Source organism: Pseudonocardia autotrophica, from assembly GCF_003945385.1.
In the GTDB taxonomy this organism is placed as follows: Bacteria; Actinomycetota; Actinomycetes; order Mycobacteriales; family Pseudonocardiaceae; genus Pseudonocardia; species Pseudonocardia autotrophica.
The window spans coordinates 4,844,739-4,859,861 of sequence record NZ_AP018920.1 but is presented as its reverse complement, the minus strand read 5'-3'; the positions used below and the strand labels follow the sequence as shown (position 1 = coordinate 4,859,861).

Below are 15,123 nucleotides of genomic sequence, written 5' to 3'. Positions count from 1 at the left end.
GGGCTCAGCGGCACAGATCCTCGAGGAACGCCTGGGTCTCGGGATCGGTGGAGAAGATCGCGGTGCCCCGCATACCCCGGGTCAGCAGCACCTTGTAGGTGTTGCGGACCAGCGCGGCGAACTCGTCCCCTGCCTTCTTCACCGGTCCGTCGAAGGACCGTGACCGGTCGGCGGCCCATCGACCGTCCCGCCGGACCAGGTCCGGCCCCATGATCACGCCCGACCAGTCGTACTCGAAGCCCTGGGCGGTGTAGATGCATCCGACCTGGCCGAAACCGCGCGGATCGCTGGCCCAGAAGTGCGAGGGCGGCGCCCCCGGAACGGCCTTCTCGGGTTTCGCGTTCCACGGTCGGGACCAGCTCCCGATCACGACGTCGTCGACGAGTCGCCGGCCGCCCTCGTCGGTCACCGGGTCGCTCCAGCGCCAGCAGTATCCGGCGGCCAGCCGCGCGGTCGCGGACGTCCCGTCCGTCTTCCCGAGAAGCCAGCCCTCCAGCGCGGTGGGGGAGGGCAGTGCCGCGACCCGGTAGGTCTCGTCCTGCGCCGGGCCGGTGAGTTCGGACCAGCGGATCGGTGGACGGGGGTCGAGCCCGAGCAGCCGCAGCACCCACTGCTCGTAGAACTCGGAACCCCCGCACCGGTACTGGCCGGCGAGCCGGACGACCTCCACCTCGCATCCGGCCCGCTCGGCGGCCGCGCGGATCTCGGCCTCGGTCCCCATCTCGCCGGGACGCACCACCTGATGTTCGTCGAGCAGGAACACCGGCACCCGGGCGACGCTGATCAACTCGTCGACCTGGGGGCGCGCCCTGGCCCGCTTGTCCGCCTTCGTGAAGCGGTTGACGCTCGTCTCCCGAATCCGGTGCGCCTCGTCGCAGATCACCACGTCGAGGGTGTTCGGCTCGACGCCGACGAAGCTGTTGAAGTACTGGAAGACCTTCTGCGACCGCTGGGACCGTGAGCCGACGACGATCTTGCGCAAGGTCTGGGTGAAGGCGCTGGAGCCGGTCGCGTGCATGACCTCGCGGCCCTTCCGGGACAGGTCACCGAGAAGGCTGAGCGCCAGCACGCTCTTACCGGAGCCCGGTCCGCCGAGCACGATGACAGCAGTCTTCGTGTTGTGCCGATGCGCTCGAGCCACCGCGTGCTCGACCAGCGTGTAGGCCACCTTCTGCTCGTCGACGAGCACGAACTGCTCCCGCTTGCGGACCTCGTCGGCGGCCACGGCGAGCAGGGGTTTCGACGGGCGCGGGGCGGCCTCGAGCAGGTGGTCGGCCGCGAGCCGCGCCGCGTCGGCGGATGCGGGATCGGGATCGAGCAACCGGCGGAGCTCCTGGACCAGCCCGCCGCGCTGGTCGCCCCGGAACAGCCGGCCGTGCGCGTCCACCTCGAACCTGTCGAGCGTCCAGCCGGCGGCCGATGCGTTGTGCAGGTAGGCGATGCCATGGAGGTCGCTGTGCTCGGGCGCGAGGGACGGGACGAAGTCGACGAGGTACTCGCAGTAGGTCCGCACCTGGTCGACGGGGTGTGGCACCGTCCCGCCGTACTGCGGGATGTCGACCAGACCGTCCTCCCGCTGGACCGCGTTCGTCCACTGCTTGAGTTCGACGACGACGTAGCTGGGGCGTCCCGTGGACGGGCTGATCCCACAGAGGATCGCGTCCACCCGCTTCGGGGAGAAGGGCAACTTGTGCTCGAGAAGCACCTCGACGTGGTCGAGCCCGGCTTCGTGCACGTCGGCGAGCAGCGCAGGCAGGCTCTCCCGCCAGGAGCGGACCTCGCTCGCTCCGACGGCGCTGTCGAACACGATCCGTGCCTGCCGCACGAGTAGATCGTCCAGCTCCCGTGCGTCTGCTTTCGCACGCAGGACGGCTGCACTGTGGCGCACCAGGGCCACTGGGAGACCTCCACAGGACACGCGTCATCGGCGTGCGGGTGTGGAGGCAGCGTCGGAAGGATCCGGTGCCCGGCGGTCCGCTCGGGATCACCGTACGGCTTCCCCGGGTGCCGGACGTGCGCCGGGTGGCCGCAGATCCGCTCGCGAGCGCCCGGCTACCGGGCGGGCCGGACCACCGGGCGCGGCCGCAGCAGCGGCACGATCTCGTCGTCCGGCTCGGGGGCCTGCGGCACCGGGGCCGGATGCGCCGGCCCGGCGACCCCGAGGAACGGCCGCACGTACCGCGCGAAGCGCTGCATGGTCTCCCGGTGCACGTCGGCGGACACCGACGACGGCTGCGCCTGCACGATCAGCTCGCCGGCCCACGGCAGCGCCGGATCGGCGAGCAGGTCGTCGATGATCCGGCCCGGCGAGTGCCCGGCCGGGAGCGGCCGGGACAGCGCGACGCGGGCGATCCCGCGTGCGTAGGTCCAGTACCGGGCGAGATCGGGGACGACGCCCGACCCGGGCTCCGCGGGCCTGCCGGAGATCACTCCGAGTCCGCGGTCGGCGGCGGCGTCCACCGACGACGACGTCGCCCACCACATCCGCTGCTCGGCGAGCTCGGTCGGCAGCAGCTCCAGCAGGACGTCGAGGGCGGCGACCGTGTCGGTGCGCCGATCGTCGTGCCGACGACCGAACCGGAGTGACGCGGCGGCGTCGGCCCCGGCACCGATCCCGAGCTCGAGGCGTCCGCCGGACAGTGCGTCGAGCACCGTCGTGTCCTCGGCCAGCCGGCGCGGTTCCTCCAGCGGCAGGACGACGGCGGCGGTCCCCAGCCGGATCAGCCGGGTCCGCTCGGCGACCGCGGCGAGCAGCACCAGCGGGGACGGCAGGCGTCCGCCCAGATGGCCGTCGTGGTGCTGGGCGACCCAGAACGAGTCGTAGCCCAGCTCCTCGGCACAGACGGCCAGCTCGACGGTCTCGCGGTATGCCCGTGCGGGGTCGCCCCCGGTGACGTGGGTGAGGTAGCCGAGCCGCATCTGCAGAGGGTAGGAGGCGGCCCCGTGGCACCGGACAGGTGATCCCCCACGTGGACCGTTGTGGACCTGAGATGGTCCCAGGTCAGCCCTTCCGTACCGGATGGTCGAGGCCCGCGCGGTGCTCACTCAAAGGTGGACACCTGCTCTCATATCGGACATTCTTGCGCGACTGCATCGATGCCGTCCCGCCACCACCTCCGACGACCTCGCCCGATCACGCCTGGCGGTGCGGGCATCGGTCGGGGGGAGGAGTTCGACGTGCACGAACTGGCGCGCAGGCTCGGCCTGCGCACGAACCCGCTGATCTTCTTCTGGTCGGCGGGGCTGATGGTATTCATGCTCGCGGTGCTGCTGATGTTCCCGGAGCCGATCGGTGCCGCGTTCAGCGCGGGCCGCGAGTGGATCACGTTCAACCTCGGCTGGTTCTTCGTGATCGGGGTGACGGCCTGGCTGGTGTTCCTGATCTGGGCGGCGTTCTCCCGGTACGGAAACCTGAAGCTCGGCGCGGAGGGCGACAAACCGGAGTTCACGAACCTGTCCTGGTTCGCCATGCTGTTCGCCGGCGGTATCGGCACGGTCCTGATGTTCTGGGGCGTCGCCGAGCCGATCTCGCACTTCACGACCCCGCCGTTCGACGGTGTGGAGCCCTACAGCGCCCAGGCGGCACAGGACGCGATGGCGTTCTCCATGTACCACCTCAGCCTGCACACCTGGGCGATCTTCACGCTTCCCGGCCTGGCGTTCGGCTTCTTCATCTACCGGTACAAGCTGCCGATGCGGGTCTCGTCGGTGTTCTATCCGCTGCTGGGGGAGCGGATCCACGGCCGGATCGGCCGGACGATCGACATCTTCGCCGTGCTCGGCACGCTGTTCGGGCTCGCGGTCTCGGTCGGGCTCGGCACGTCGCAGATCAGCGCCGGGATCAGCGCGATGACCGGGCTGGCGGATTCGACGGAGCTGCGGGTCGGCGTCGTACTGATCATCGCGGTGGTCGCGACCTGGTCGGTCGCGTCCGGGCTGGAACGCGGCATCAAACGCCTGTCGAACATCAACATCCTGGCCGCGATCGGGCTGATGCTGTTCGTCCTCTTCGTCGGCGAGACGGTCTTCCTGCTGCGACAGATGATCGAGTCGGTCGGGCTCTACGCGACCCAGATCATCCCGCTGTCGTTCTGGAACGACGCGCTCGCCACCTACACCGATACCGACGGCTGGGGCTGGCAGGCCGGCTGGACGGTCTTCTACTGGGCGTGGACGGTGACCTGGGCGCCCTACATGGGCGTGTTCCTGGCCCGCATCTCGCGCGGCCGGACCGTGCGTGAGTTCGTGGTGGGCGTCCTCGTCGCACCGGCCGCGTTCACCGTCGTCTGGTTCGTGATCTTCGGCTGGTCGGCGATGGCGGCCGACGGCATCGGTGGTGAGGGTGGCCCGATCTCGGCCGCGGTCGCAGAGAGCGTGCCGCTGGCGATGTTCGCGTTCTTCGAGCAGTTCCCGCTGTCCACGGTGGTGTCCGGGATCGCGATCGTCATCGTGATGCTGTTCCTGATCACCTCCGCCGACTCGGCGTCGCTGGTCGTGGACATGCTCTGCACCGGCAAGGGCGAGATGAGCCCGCTGCGTCAGCGCGTGTTCTGGGCGCTGTCGCTCGGCGGTCTCGCCGCGGCCCTGCTGCTGCTCGGCGGGGACACCGCGATCGAGGCGTTGCAGGAGGTCATCACCGTCATCGGGTTGCCGATCTTCATCCTGGTCTGCGGGATGATGGTCGCACTGCTCGTCGGGTTCCGCCGCGAGGTTCCGCCGCGCACGGCGGTCGTCTCCGGTCACCTGCGCGAGCAGCCGACCGAGGTCGACGCACCGTCGCGCGAGGTCGTGAGCGGTGACGCCTCGGACGACACGGAGGACGACACGGGAAACGACACGGGGGATCCGGCGGACGCGCCGGGCGAGTCGGCGGCGGCGCAGGTGGGGCCGCCGGCGGAGTCGCCGGAGCCGCGGACCGACGTGCGCGGGCCGGGGAAGGCACCGCCCTCGGAGTGAGTGAGTTGCCGGGGGAGGGGCGACCCTCCTCCGGTAATCTCCCGCGCACACCGCGGCGGTAGCTCAATTGGTCAGAGCAGCGGACTCATAACCCGTCAGGTTGCCGGTTCGAGCCCGGCCCGCCGCACAGAAGTGCAGCTCAGAGCCGCTTCCGCGACATCGGCGGACGGATGCGATCGAACGGAGCGGTCCGATCGAGGACGCCGCATCGCGCGCTGTCCGTGAGGCCGGGTGGCATCCGACCTCACGGTCGTGTCGATCACCGACGACGATGTCGCGGGCACGCAGCAGCCGCGGTGCGGGCGACACCATCGATGTGGGGTGACCGGGCGTTGCGAACCGGCTGACCGACGAGCGGTCCGCTCCGCGCTGCCGCCCGTCTGATCAGTCGACGGCGGTCTGCTCTCGTCTTCCCGTTCTCTGCCGTTCGTGCACCAGCGTTCCGAACACCAGGGCGTACACGCCCCAGAGGACGGCCTGGGTGCCGAGTGCCGCGGCGCGGAAGTCGTAGAGCACGGTCGACGGGAAGTCGGCCGGGGTCTCCGCGACGGCCGGGAGCAGTGAGCCGACGACCAGCACGACGATGAGATAGCCGAGCCCGGCCGCGACCACGGCGTTCCAGCGGCCGAGTCGTGGGGTCAGCCGCTCGGAGACGACGACCGCCACGACCATCAGCGCGATGGAGACGACGACCACCAACAGGAACAGGCCGGTCCGCGAGCCGATGGTGTCGTCCTCGGTCGAGGCCGGCGGGTTGGCCGGGTACTTGACCAGCGGGACCAGCACGGCCGAGACGAAGCCGAGCAGAGTCACGATCACGGCGGTCGCGCGGGACCCGAGCGGGGCGAGACGTCCGCGGGCGACGGCGAAGACCAGGGCGAGGATGCCGCCGATCGCGACGCCGTAGACGAGGTAGGCGACGCCGAGCCCGACGTTGGCCTGCACCGCGCGACTGACCAGCTCCTCGTGCGCGGGCTCGTGGGTGGCGGCGTTCATCGCGTCCTCGAAGGCGATGCCGCCGTCGAGAGCGGGCTCACCGACGACTCGGGCGACGACGAAGGCGACCAGGCCCGCGATCAGGCCCGCCACCATGCCACGGACCAGGAGGGTTCTCACGATCATGTCAACGGTCCGCTCAGTGGCAGGGGAAGCCGAGCAGATGCCGGCCGTCGTGGACGAACTCGTGGATCATCGAGCCCGGCACCAGGGACGTCACCCCCTGGTCGATGCCGATCAGGTACAGCAGCACGAGCATGACGACGCCGGCGAAGATCGCCCAGGGGGCGACCTCGCGCAGCGGGATGGGGGCCGGCACATCCCCGGCGCCCGGCATCGGGACGGCGTAGGTCATGGATCTTCTCCGCGGTCGAAGGTGTACATCTGAAGAGATGCACGGAGAAACGATGCGCGCCGTCATGGGGGCCGTCAAGTGACCGATGGCCGCTGTCGCGTGACGTTCGTGGTGCAGGTGGCCACAAAGGCGACACAGGGGGCGGAGTTCCCCGCCGGCGGCCCCGTCGACGACCGGATGGAACCCCGGCTGCGCCGGCTGACACGGCTGCGGGCCGATCGTGTCCGGCACGCGCCGGAGCCGGCGTCGGTGGCGACGTGCGCCGCGGTCGGGCGCGGCGGCGCGGTCGACGCGGAGCTGCGGGGGTGGGACGCGGGCCGCTGGGCCGGTCGTGCGCTGGACGCCGTCGCGGTCGAGGATCCGGCGGGGGTCGCGCAGTGGCTCGCCGACCCCGGGGCGGCGCCGCACGGCGGGGAGTCGCTGCTGGATCTGCTCGACCGCGTCACGTCGTGGCTCGGCGCCGCCCGGCCGGGGCACACGCTGGCGGTGTGCGGCCCCGCGGTCGTCCGGGCCGCCACGGTCGTGGTGCTGGGAGCCCCGCCCGCGGCGTTCTGGCGGATTGACGCGGCGCCGCTGACGTCGACGGATCTGCGGGGCGGTCCCGGGCGGTGGACGGTACGGGCGACCGGTGTGCGGCTCGCGCGCACGGAAACGGCCGGGACCCGGCATGCGATGCCCCGCCGTTCCCGTCCGCGGTGACGACGGTCGTCGTCGGGCTAGCGGTCGCGGGTGGAGCGCAGCGACTCCTCCGATGTCTCCCACAGGCGTTCTGCTGCTGTGGGGTCGAGCGCCCAGTGCCGTACCCCGTGCACGCCGTCGGTCTCGGCGTCGTCCTCGACGATCGGGGCTTCGCCGCCGTCTTCGAGGTAGCGGCCCCCGACGCCGGCGAACTCGGGTGCGACGGCGGCGACCAGCGTGGTGGCCGCACCCTGCTGCGGTGTCTTGTTCGACGGCACCTGCTCCCACTGCGCGCGCACCTCGGCGGGGACGTGCCGCTGCAACCCGGTCATGATCCCGCCGGGCATCACCGCGTTCGCCACGATGCCCTCGGTGGCCCAGCGAGTGGTCGCCGCCACCGCGAAGAGCACGTTGGCGGTCTTCGACTGTCCGTAGGCGCTCCACGGGTCGTAGGCGCGCTGGCGGTAGTGGATGTCATCGAAGACCACCGGGCTGACGTGATGGCCACTGGAGCTGACCGAGACGATCCGCGCCCCGGAGGCCTCGGCCAGCGCGTCGTGCAGGCCCAGGGCGAGGGCGAAGTGCCCGAGATGGTTCACCGCGAACTGCATCTCCCAGCCCTGCTCGGTGCGGGTCGGCTCGGGCAGGGCCATGATCCCGGCGTTGTTGATCAGTAGATCCAGCGGGCCGGCCCATTCCTTCGAGAAGGCCGCGACGGATGCCAGGTCGGCGAGATCGAGCGGGCGGACGTCGACGGCCTCGTTGCCGGTCTCGGCGCGGATCTCGCGGGCGATCTCCTGTGCGTCGTCGATGCGGCGCACGGCCAGGGTGACCTCCGCGCCGGCGCGGGCCAGGGATCGTGCCGTCTCGCGTCCGATGCCGGCACCGGCGCCGGTGACCACGGCACGCCGCCCGCCCAGGTCGAGGCCTTCGACGACATCGTCCGCGGTGCTCGCAGCGGTGAGTCGAGTCGTGATCTGAGAGCGTGTTTGAGAAGGCCGGCGTGTCTGCGTGGTCCGGGCGCCGGTGTGGTCCATCGTGGATGGGTGGCTCGGCGTAAGCGGCGGTATCCCTCGGACACCAGCGATGCCCAGTGGGCGTTGATCGAGCCGCTCCTGCCCGAGGCCGGATCGGGTGGGCGGCCGGAGAAGCATCCACGCCGGGACGTGGTCGACGCGATCCTCTACGTGGTGCGCGCGGGGTGCGCATGGCGTGCTCTGCCTGCGGACTTCCCGCCATGGCAGACCGTGTACTGGTACTTCAACCGATGGGAGCAGCAGAAGGTCACCGAACAGATCCTGCCGGTCGTACGCGGACAGCTGCGCGCCGACGAGGGCCGCGACCCGGAGCCGAGCGCGGGCATCATCGACTCCCAGTCCGTGCGCGGCGCCGACACCGTCGGACAGGACACACGTGGATACGACGCCGGAAAGAAGGTCAACGGTCGGAAGCGGTTCATCATCACCGACACCCTCGGCCTGCTCTTGACGACGATGGTGTGCTCGGCGTCGGTCCAGGACCGCGACGGCGCCAAGTCGATCCTGCTCGACCTCTACCTGCGCACGAGGGTGCGCTTCGTGTTCGCCGACGCCGGGTTCGCCGGCCGCCTGCTCGACTGGGCCACCTCGATCCTGCGGACCACGGTCGAGGTCGTCCGCAAACCGCCTGAGCAGCGCGGATTCGCCGTCCTGCCGCGCAGGTGGGCGGTCGAGCGGACCCTGGCCTGGCTCACCGCGCACCGGCGTCTGGCCCGAGACTACGAACGCGACCCCGCCGTGTCCGAGGCCATGATCCGCTGGGCGGCGATCAACACCATCACCCGCCGCCTCGCCCGCGGCACCCCGGCCGCCCGGCAACAGAAGTACATGATCACACCCGCGACTTGATCTTCTCAAACACGCTCTGAGACAAGGGTTCTCCCGAAGAGCGTTGTGGACAGACTGACTAGTAAGTCTGCGACGAGGCTACGCCTGGGCGAGGAGGCCTTCAAACTGACCGGTCAGTCCTAGACTGCCGGGATGAGTGACGAACCGACCACCGCTCGCGGGGCCGCCAGCTACCGGCGCCTCCTGGACGCGGCCACGTCCGAGTTCGCCGCTGCCGGCATCGCCGGGGCCAGGATCGACCGGGTCATCACAGCGGCCGACTCCAACAAGACCCAGCTCTACAGCTACTTCGGCAGCAAGGACGGCCTGTTCGACGCGGTGTTCGCCCGAGCCCAACGGGAGTTCACCGAGGGCGTCCGGATCGAGGACGACGACCTCGCCGACTGGGCCGTCCGGCTCTACGACGAGTACCTGCGGCGCCCGGACCTGGTGCGCCTGGTGACCTGGGCGCGCCTGGAGCGTCGTCCACGCGGTTCCATGGCCGACCCCGAGCCGGACGGGCAGCGGGTCGACGACGCGAAGACGGAGCGCATTCGTGCCGCTCAGAAAGCCGGCCGGGTTCGCGAGGGCGACCCGGCAGACATCATGGCCATGGTCATCGCCATGTCCATGGCCTGGTCCCCGGTCAGTAACGTCTACGCCGCCCATCCCGACGAGCCCGATTCCGTCCACGAGCAACGCCGCACCATGCTGCGCGAATGGGTGCGCACAGCCGTGGCACCGCGTTAGCGCCCGGGGTCCGGGAGTCACGCCTCCGGGTTCCCCGGCAGCCGGGGCACCGCGTCGAACAGTGCTCGTGTCGCCGGCGCCCGCCGGGCAGCGATCACCGACCGGGTGGCGCCGTGCTCGACGATCCGGCCGTCGTCGAGGACCGCGATGCGCTCGCAGGACGATGCGACGACACCCAGGTCGTGGCTGATGAACAACACCGCCATCGACCTGGCACTCGACACCTCACCCAGCAACGAGACGATCGCGGCCTGGGTGGTGAGGTCCAGCGCCGACACGACCTCGTCGGCGACCAGGACCCGCGGCCGGGCGAGCAGCGCGCGGGCGATCGCGGCGCGCTGGAGCTGGCCGCCCGAGAGCTCTGCGGGGCGCCGGTCGAGGTGGTCCTCGACGAGCCCGACCTCGCCGAACGCGTCCAGGGCGGCGGCGCGGCGGGCGTGACGGTCCGCGCCGGGCAGCAGCCGGCGGGCGTTGAGGTCGATCGTCCGGCCGACGGTGCGGAACGAGGGGAAGGTCGAGTAGGGATCCTGGAACACCATCTGGAGGGTCGGCCGGGCCGCGCGGAGAACCCGGCGGCCCATCGGGACGAGGTCGTCGCCGGACGCGAGGCGCGCATGGCCGTTCTCGGTTCCCTGCAGCCCGACACAGACCCGGCCCAGCGTCGACTTGCCGCTCCCGGACCGCCCGACGACCCCGAGGACCTCCCCGGCACGCAGGTCCAGGTCCACCTCGTGGAGCACGCGGCGGCGGCCCCGACCGGTCCCGACGGAGACGTCGACCGCCTCCAGGGTCAGGACCGGTGTCGGGTCGGCGGCGCCGTCAGCCATCGATCGCATTCCGGAGACGGCGGGTCTCGGCGACGAGGTCGCGGGTGAGCTGATGCGACGGCGAGGAGACGATCCCCGCCGTCGGGCCCTGCTCCACGATGCGTCCCGTGTCGACGACCGCGATGCGGTCGCACAGCCCGGCGACGAGCGCCAGATCGTGTCCGACGAGCACGAGGGTCCGCCCCCCGTCGGAGCACAGCCGGTCGAGCAGCGCCAGACACTCGGCCTGATGGACGGTGTCGAGCGCGGTCGTCGGCTCGTCCGCGACGATGATCGTCTGGCCGCCGCAGAGCGCCAGCGCGATCACGACCCGCTGCCGCATCCCGCCGGACAGCTGGTGGGGGTGGGCCGCGGCGACACGCTCCCGGTCGCTCATCCTGACCCGCGACAGCCAGGCGAGGGACTCGTCGGCCCGGCGGCGTCGGGGGAGGTCCGGACGGTGCCGGCGCAGTGTGTCGGTCAGCTGGCGCCCGATCGTCAGGCAGGGGTTCAGGCCGCGCAGGGAGTCCTGGTGGATCACCACCAGATCCGCCGCGAGGCCGGCCCGGTCCGCGGGCGTGATCCGGCCGAGCTCGATCGTCCGGGGCGGGGCGGTCCCGAGCGTCAGCCGGCCCGTGGTCGCCACACCAGCCGGCGGGGCTCCGGCCAGGGCGGAGACCAGCAGGCTCTTCCCCGCGCCGGACGGGCCCACCACCCCGAGGCGTCCCCCGGGCGGGACCGTGAGATCGACGTCGTCGAGCAGGACCCGGTCGCGGGCGTCGCGGACCGTCAGGCCGTGCACGGCCAGCCCCGGCAGCTCAGCGGTCATCGGCGGCCGGCTCCGGTGTCGACGACGCTGTTCAGGCAGATCGCGACGAGCAGGATCCCCAGGGTCGGCCACAGCAGCAGCAGCGGATTGCTGAACAGGTTCACCCGGTACTCGTAGAGCATCGCGCCCCAGTCGGGCACCGTCGTGTCCACGCCCAGCCCGATGAACGCCAGGCCGGCGTAGGCGACGGCCGCCCCCGCGCCGGTGGACCCGAGGTAGGCGAGGACGGGCCGGGCGACCTCCGGCATCACGTGCCGGAGCAGGATCGTCGTCGCGGGGGTCCCCATCATGCGCTCCACGTCGATGCTCTCCCGGGTCCGGACCGCGCGGACCAGCGAGCAGGTCTGGTTCGCGAACGGTCCCGCTCCGAAGACCCCGAGCGCGATGCCGGCGCTGACCGGGCCGAAGCCGAAGACCGCCGAGACGATCAGGGCCGCGATGAACGTCGGAATCACGAGCACCGTGTTCGCCAGCGACATGACGGCGCCGCCGACGACCCGTCCGGTGTAGCCGGCGATCAGACCGAGCAGCACGCCCAGGCCGAGGCCGATGCCGCCGGCGAGCGCGATGACCAGCAGCGTGCGCCACAGCCCGACGGCCATCCGGGCGGCGAGATCTCGCCCGAGCTGGTCGGTCCCGAGCAGGTGGTCGGCGCCGGGCGGTGCGTAGGCCCGGGCGATCGCGACCTCGTTCGGATCACCGTGCGGCAGCAGCGCCAGGACGACCAGGGTGACCAGCACACCGAGGCCGACCGCCCGTCGCGCGGTCACCGTGTCCGCCGCGGATCGAGGCGGCCGAGCACCACACCCAGCACGACGTGCACGAGTACGACCCAGACGGTCGTCGCCATCAGGTACGCCTGGATGACGGCGTAGTCGCGCCCGCGGATGCTGTCGATCATGAACAGGTTGATGCCGGGTACGGCGAAGACGAACTCGAGGACGGCCGCGGCCCCGGTCACCGTGGCGATCTTGCCGATGGAGGCGGAGAACATCCCGTAGAGGACCTGCCTGCGGCCGTGGACCCACACGATGGTCGACCGGTCGAAGCCGCGTCCGAGCTCGGCCCGCACGAACGGCTCGTCGGACAGCGCGCGGGCGTGTTCGGTCACGGTGCGGGTCAGCTGGCCTGCGGTGAACAGCGCCAGGATCACGGTCGGTGCGACGACGACGGCGGGCCCCTGCAGCGCGTAGAACGGGACCCAGCGCAGCTCCACCCCGAGGACGTTGATCACGGCGACCGCGACCACGAAGACCGGCACGGACTGGGAGAGCACCGCGAGCGCGCGCGACACGGACGGCAGGAAGCGGACGCCGGTCGCGGCGGCCGTGCCGATCAGGTAGGCGAGCAGCCAGCCGCCGAGCAGCGCGCCGCCCCCGATCGCGAGCGACAGCGGCATGCGGGCCGCCAGCTCCGGGCCGATCGGGATCCCGGTGGTCGTCGTCGTGCCCCAGTCGCCGCGGAGCAGGCCGGCCATCCAACTCAGGTACTGCTCGACGGGGGGAGCGTCGAGCCCCCAGGTCCGCCGCAGATCCGCCAGGTTCTCCTCGGTGACCGGGATCCCCCTGCTCTGCAGGTAGGCCGCCATCGGGGTGGTCGGGATGCTGCGTGCGATCACGAAGACGACGACGCTGGCCACGGCCAGTACCGCGACTGCGGCGAGCATCCGACGGGCCGGGCCGACCAGCGTGTGGGTCGGCCCGGCCGTCGGGAGGCCGGGTGGGCTCGCCTCGGGCACGGCTCAGCTGAGCCCGAGTTCCGGGTTGATCACGTAGTAGTCGCCGCCGTAGGGCCGGTAGGAGGCGAGTCGTTCGGTCGTGGCGATGTGCCACTGGGGGTCGACCTGGAAGAGCAGGGGCAGGTCGGTGTGCACCTGGCGCTGGATCTGACGGGCGAGGTCGTCGCGCTCGGCGCCCGCCGGCAGGGTGCCCAGGCGGTCCAGGAGGCCGTCGGTCGTCGGCGAGCTGTAGCCGGTGAAGTTGTTGGCCGCCCCGGTGCGCAGGAACTGATTGAGGAAGTACGACGGCTCGGCGGTCGGGGCCGTGTGCTGGGCGTACACCGCGGCGTTCCAGTCACTCGCGGCGAGCCGTTCGCGGATGTCGTCGGTGACCGACGTCGTCGAGGCGATCCCCAGGTCCTTCAGCTGCGAGACCATGATCTGCATGATGATCGACAGGTCCGGTCGCGAGGTATAGGTGACCAGCGACAACGACAGCGGCTCGCCGTCCTTCGCGCGCATGCCGTCCGCGCCACGGACCCAGCCTGCCCGGTCGAGGATCCGGCCGGCCTCAGCTGGGTCGAAGCCCAGGGTGAGGTCACCGGCGAACGAGTAGGTGTGGGCGAAGGCGCCGGTGGCGACCCGGCCGCCGAGCAGCGCGTCGACGTAGGCCTGCCGGTCCAGGCCCAGGTCCAGGGCCTGCCGGACGGTGAGGTCGGTGGTCGCCCCGACCTTCTCGTTCAGCATGGAGAAGTACTGGTACCCGGCCTCGATCGAGCTCACCGTGACCGACGGATCGTCCTGCAGCTGGCGTGCGACCTCGGGCGTGATCGTGAACGCCATGTCGATCGAGCCGCTCTGGATCGCCAGGCGCATCGCGTCGGCGTCGGCGAACGACCGGATGCCGACCGGCCCCCGGCTCGCCGCCTCGGCGTAGTGGGTGTTGGGCACGAGATCGAGCTGCTCCTTCGGCCGGAGCGAGCCCACGGCGTACGGGCCGGTGAAGACGAACCCGCCGGCGGCGTCGCCCTTGAACACGACGTTGGTCCACTCCGCCAGGACCGACTCCATGACCATGGTCGGGCGCGTGGTGCGGACCGCGACCGCGTCGCCCTCCGGCGTGAACGTCATGCCGCCGGTCGAGGCCGTGGCCAGGGAGTTCTCGGTCTGGATCCGGTTCATCGCGTCGGCGAAAGCGGCAGCGTCGACGGGGGAGCCGTCGGAGAACAGGACGCCGTCGCGCAGCTCGAGCGTCCAGTCGAGGGCGTCGTCACGGGTGGCCGACTCGACGAACCGCGACGACAGGGTGCCGTCCCGGTCCGAGGTGTACACCGACTCCGCGACGCCGGCGGCCGTGAGATCCCAGGCCGTGGACATGGGGTCGACCACGTCGAGGACCGAGGTCTGCCCGACGGTGATGGGCGCGGTATCGGAGCCTGCGTCCTGGGCCGACGAGCAGGAGGCGACGACGAGGAGAGCGAGCACGGCCGCGACCGTCCGCACCCGGCGACGGGTGGGAGACGCGACCGGGCGACGGACGTCGGTGGACATGTCACTCCGGAAGGATGATGCCGGCGACTCGCCGAGCTACGGGGGTGGATCCTGCTCGTGACCGGTTACGGGAGCCGGAACCCGTCCGAGCGACGATTTCACAACGATCATCTTCTCAGCTGATGACATGAGCAAGTGTTACGAAGGTCATCCGGTGGCTCCGGGGCAGGACAATCGCCCGTTCGGCCCTGACCTCGTTGCGTCGTCGGAAGGCGCGAGATGCGGCAGAAGACGGACATGGCCACTGTGCGATGCCCGAATGGGCGGACCGGAGCACGACCGGTGCCGCAGGTGTGTCGAGGCCTGTGATCGCTCGGACCGTGCGCAGGTCTCGCCGGTGGCGGCGTTGCGGGTGGGCCCGTTCAGCTCGGCGGGGATGTCGACCCCGTGCGCGCCCTCCGTATCCGGACTCGTTCAGCCACCCGACGATGACACGCGAGCGGGTCCCGACGGCCGGGCCACGGGGGTGAGGCGCTGCGACGCCCTCCGGATAGCCGGACGCCCCTTCGGCTGCACCGGGTGGGGCCGCCCTGTCGTGTCGGGCCTTCTGTGGAGCGAACACCCGATGGACGGGGAGGTCGGAGACCGCTACCGGGTGCTCCGAGCATTCGTTGTTGCAG

The 15,123-nt window shown here is 71.3% G+C and carries 13 protein-coding genes, 1 tRNA gene and 1 pseudogene; 5 read left to right on the top strand and 10 right to left on the bottom strand.

Annotated elements, in window-relative coordinates; translation table 11 throughout:
* Positions 1-4: 4 nt before the first annotated feature.
* The gene (locus Pdca_RS22590; protein ID WP_232021125.1) at positions 5-1,825 is read right to left on the bottom strand and encodes a DUF2075 domain-containing protein; all 1,821 of its coding nucleotides are present in this window, start codon (positions 1,823-1,825) and stop codon (positions 5-7) included.
* A 227-nt stretch (positions 1,826-2,052) separates the two neighbouring features.
* Positions 2,053-2,919, bottom strand: a complete 867-nt coding sequence (locus tag Pdca_RS22585; RefSeq protein ID WP_085915594.1) for an LLM class flavin-dependent oxidoreductase — start codon at positions 2,917-2,919, stop codon at positions 2,053-2,055.
* Between the two features lie 258 nt (positions 2,920-3,177).
* Between Pdca_RS22585 and Pdca_RS22580 the strand changes: the two genes are divergently transcribed.
* Positions 3,178-4,956 (top strand): BCCT family transporter, encoded by a 1,779-nt coding sequence (locus Pdca_RS22580; RefSeq protein ID WP_085915595.1) that lies wholly within the window; start codon positions 3,178-3,180, stop codon positions 4,954-4,956.
* A gap of 52 nt (positions 4,957-5,008) precedes the next feature.
* Positions 5,009-5,083 (top strand) — tRNA-Ile (locus Pdca_RS22575).
* A 257-nt stretch (positions 5,084-5,340) separates the two neighbouring features.
* Here Pdca_RS22575 and Pdca_RS22570 read toward each other — a convergent pair.
* Together Pdca_RS22570 and Pdca_RS22565 are read right to left on the bottom strand one after the other, a co-directional pair.
* Positions 5,341-6,078 (bottom strand): CbtA family protein, encoded by a 738-nt coding sequence (locus tag Pdca_RS22570; protein ID WP_085915596.1) that lies wholly within the window; start codon positions 6,076-6,078, stop codon positions 5,341-5,343.
* 13 nt (positions 6,079-6,091) lie between these two features.
* Entirely contained in the window at positions 6,092-6,307 is a 216-nt protein-coding gene (locus Pdca_RS22565; RefSeq protein ID WP_085915597.1) for a CbtB domain-containing protein, read from the bottom strand.
* Positions 6,308-6,406: 99 nt separating this feature from the next.
* Here Pdca_RS22565 and Pdca_RS22560 point away from each other — a divergent pair, with 99 nt between their 5' ends.
* Complete coding sequence (locus tag Pdca_RS22560; RefSeq protein ID WP_197719801.1) at positions 6,407-7,006, top strand: histidine phosphatase family protein; 600 nt, start codon at positions 6,407-6,409, stop codon at positions 7,004-7,006.
* 17 nt (positions 7,007-7,023) lie between these two features.
* Here the strand turns inward: Pdca_RS22560 and Pdca_RS22555 are convergent, their stop codons facing one another.
* Positions 7,024-7,887 (bottom strand): SDR family NAD(P)-dependent oxidoreductase, encoded by an 864-nt coding sequence (locus tag Pdca_RS22555; protein ID WP_232021124.1) that lies wholly within the window; start codon positions 7,885-7,887, stop codon positions 7,024-7,026.
* A gap of 87 nt (positions 7,888-7,974) precedes the next feature.
* Here Pdca_RS22555 and Pdca_RS22550 point away from each other — a divergent pair.
* Positions 7,975-8,854: pseudogene (locus Pdca_RS22550) on the top strand (IS5 family transposase).
* A gap of 149 nt (positions 8,855-9,003) precedes the next feature.
* On the top strand, positions 9,004-9,600 hold the full coding sequence (locus tag Pdca_RS22545; RefSeq protein WP_085916840.1) for a TetR family transcriptional regulator: 597 nt from the start codon (positions 9,004-9,006) through the stop codon (positions 9,598-9,600).
* Positions 9,601-9,617: 17 nt separating this feature from the next.
* Here the strand turns inward: Pdca_RS22545 and Pdca_RS22540 are convergent, their stop codons facing one another.
* From Pdca_RS22540 to Pdca_RS22520, 5 genes are read right to left on the bottom strand one after another with little or no spacing between them, the layout of a single operon-like run.
* Positions 9,618-10,427, bottom strand: a complete 810-nt coding sequence (locus Pdca_RS22540) for an ABC transporter ATP-binding protein (RefSeq protein WP_158092388.1) — start codon at positions 10,425-10,427, stop codon at positions 9,618-9,620.
* Entirely contained in the window at positions 10,420-11,235 is an 816-nt protein-coding gene (locus Pdca_RS22535; protein ID WP_085916838.1) for an ATP-binding cassette domain-containing protein, read from the bottom strand. The genes Pdca_RS22540 and Pdca_RS22535 overlap by 8 nt, the downstream gene beginning before the upstream one ends.
* Positions 11,232-12,005: an ABC transporter permease gene (locus tag Pdca_RS22530; RefSeq protein ID WP_085916837.1), complete on the bottom strand. Its 774-nt coding sequence runs from the start codon at positions 12,003-12,005 to the stop codon at positions 11,232-11,234. Before Pdca_RS22530 ends, Pdca_RS22535 begins: the two co-directional genes overlap by 4 nt.
* The gene (locus Pdca_RS22525; protein ID WP_085916836.1) at positions 12,002-12,973 is read right to left on the bottom strand and encodes an ABC transporter permease subunit; all 972 of its coding nucleotides are present in this window, start codon (positions 12,971-12,973) and stop codon (positions 12,002-12,004) included. The genes Pdca_RS22530 and Pdca_RS22525 overlap by 4 nt, the downstream gene beginning before the upstream one ends.
* Positions 12,974-12,976: 3 nt before the next feature.
* Complete coding sequence (locus Pdca_RS22520) at positions 12,977-14,503, bottom strand: ABC transporter substrate-binding protein (RefSeq protein WP_085916835.1); 1,527 nt, start codon at positions 14,501-14,503, stop codon at positions 12,977-12,979.
* Positions 14,504-15,123 lie beyond the last annotated feature (620 nt).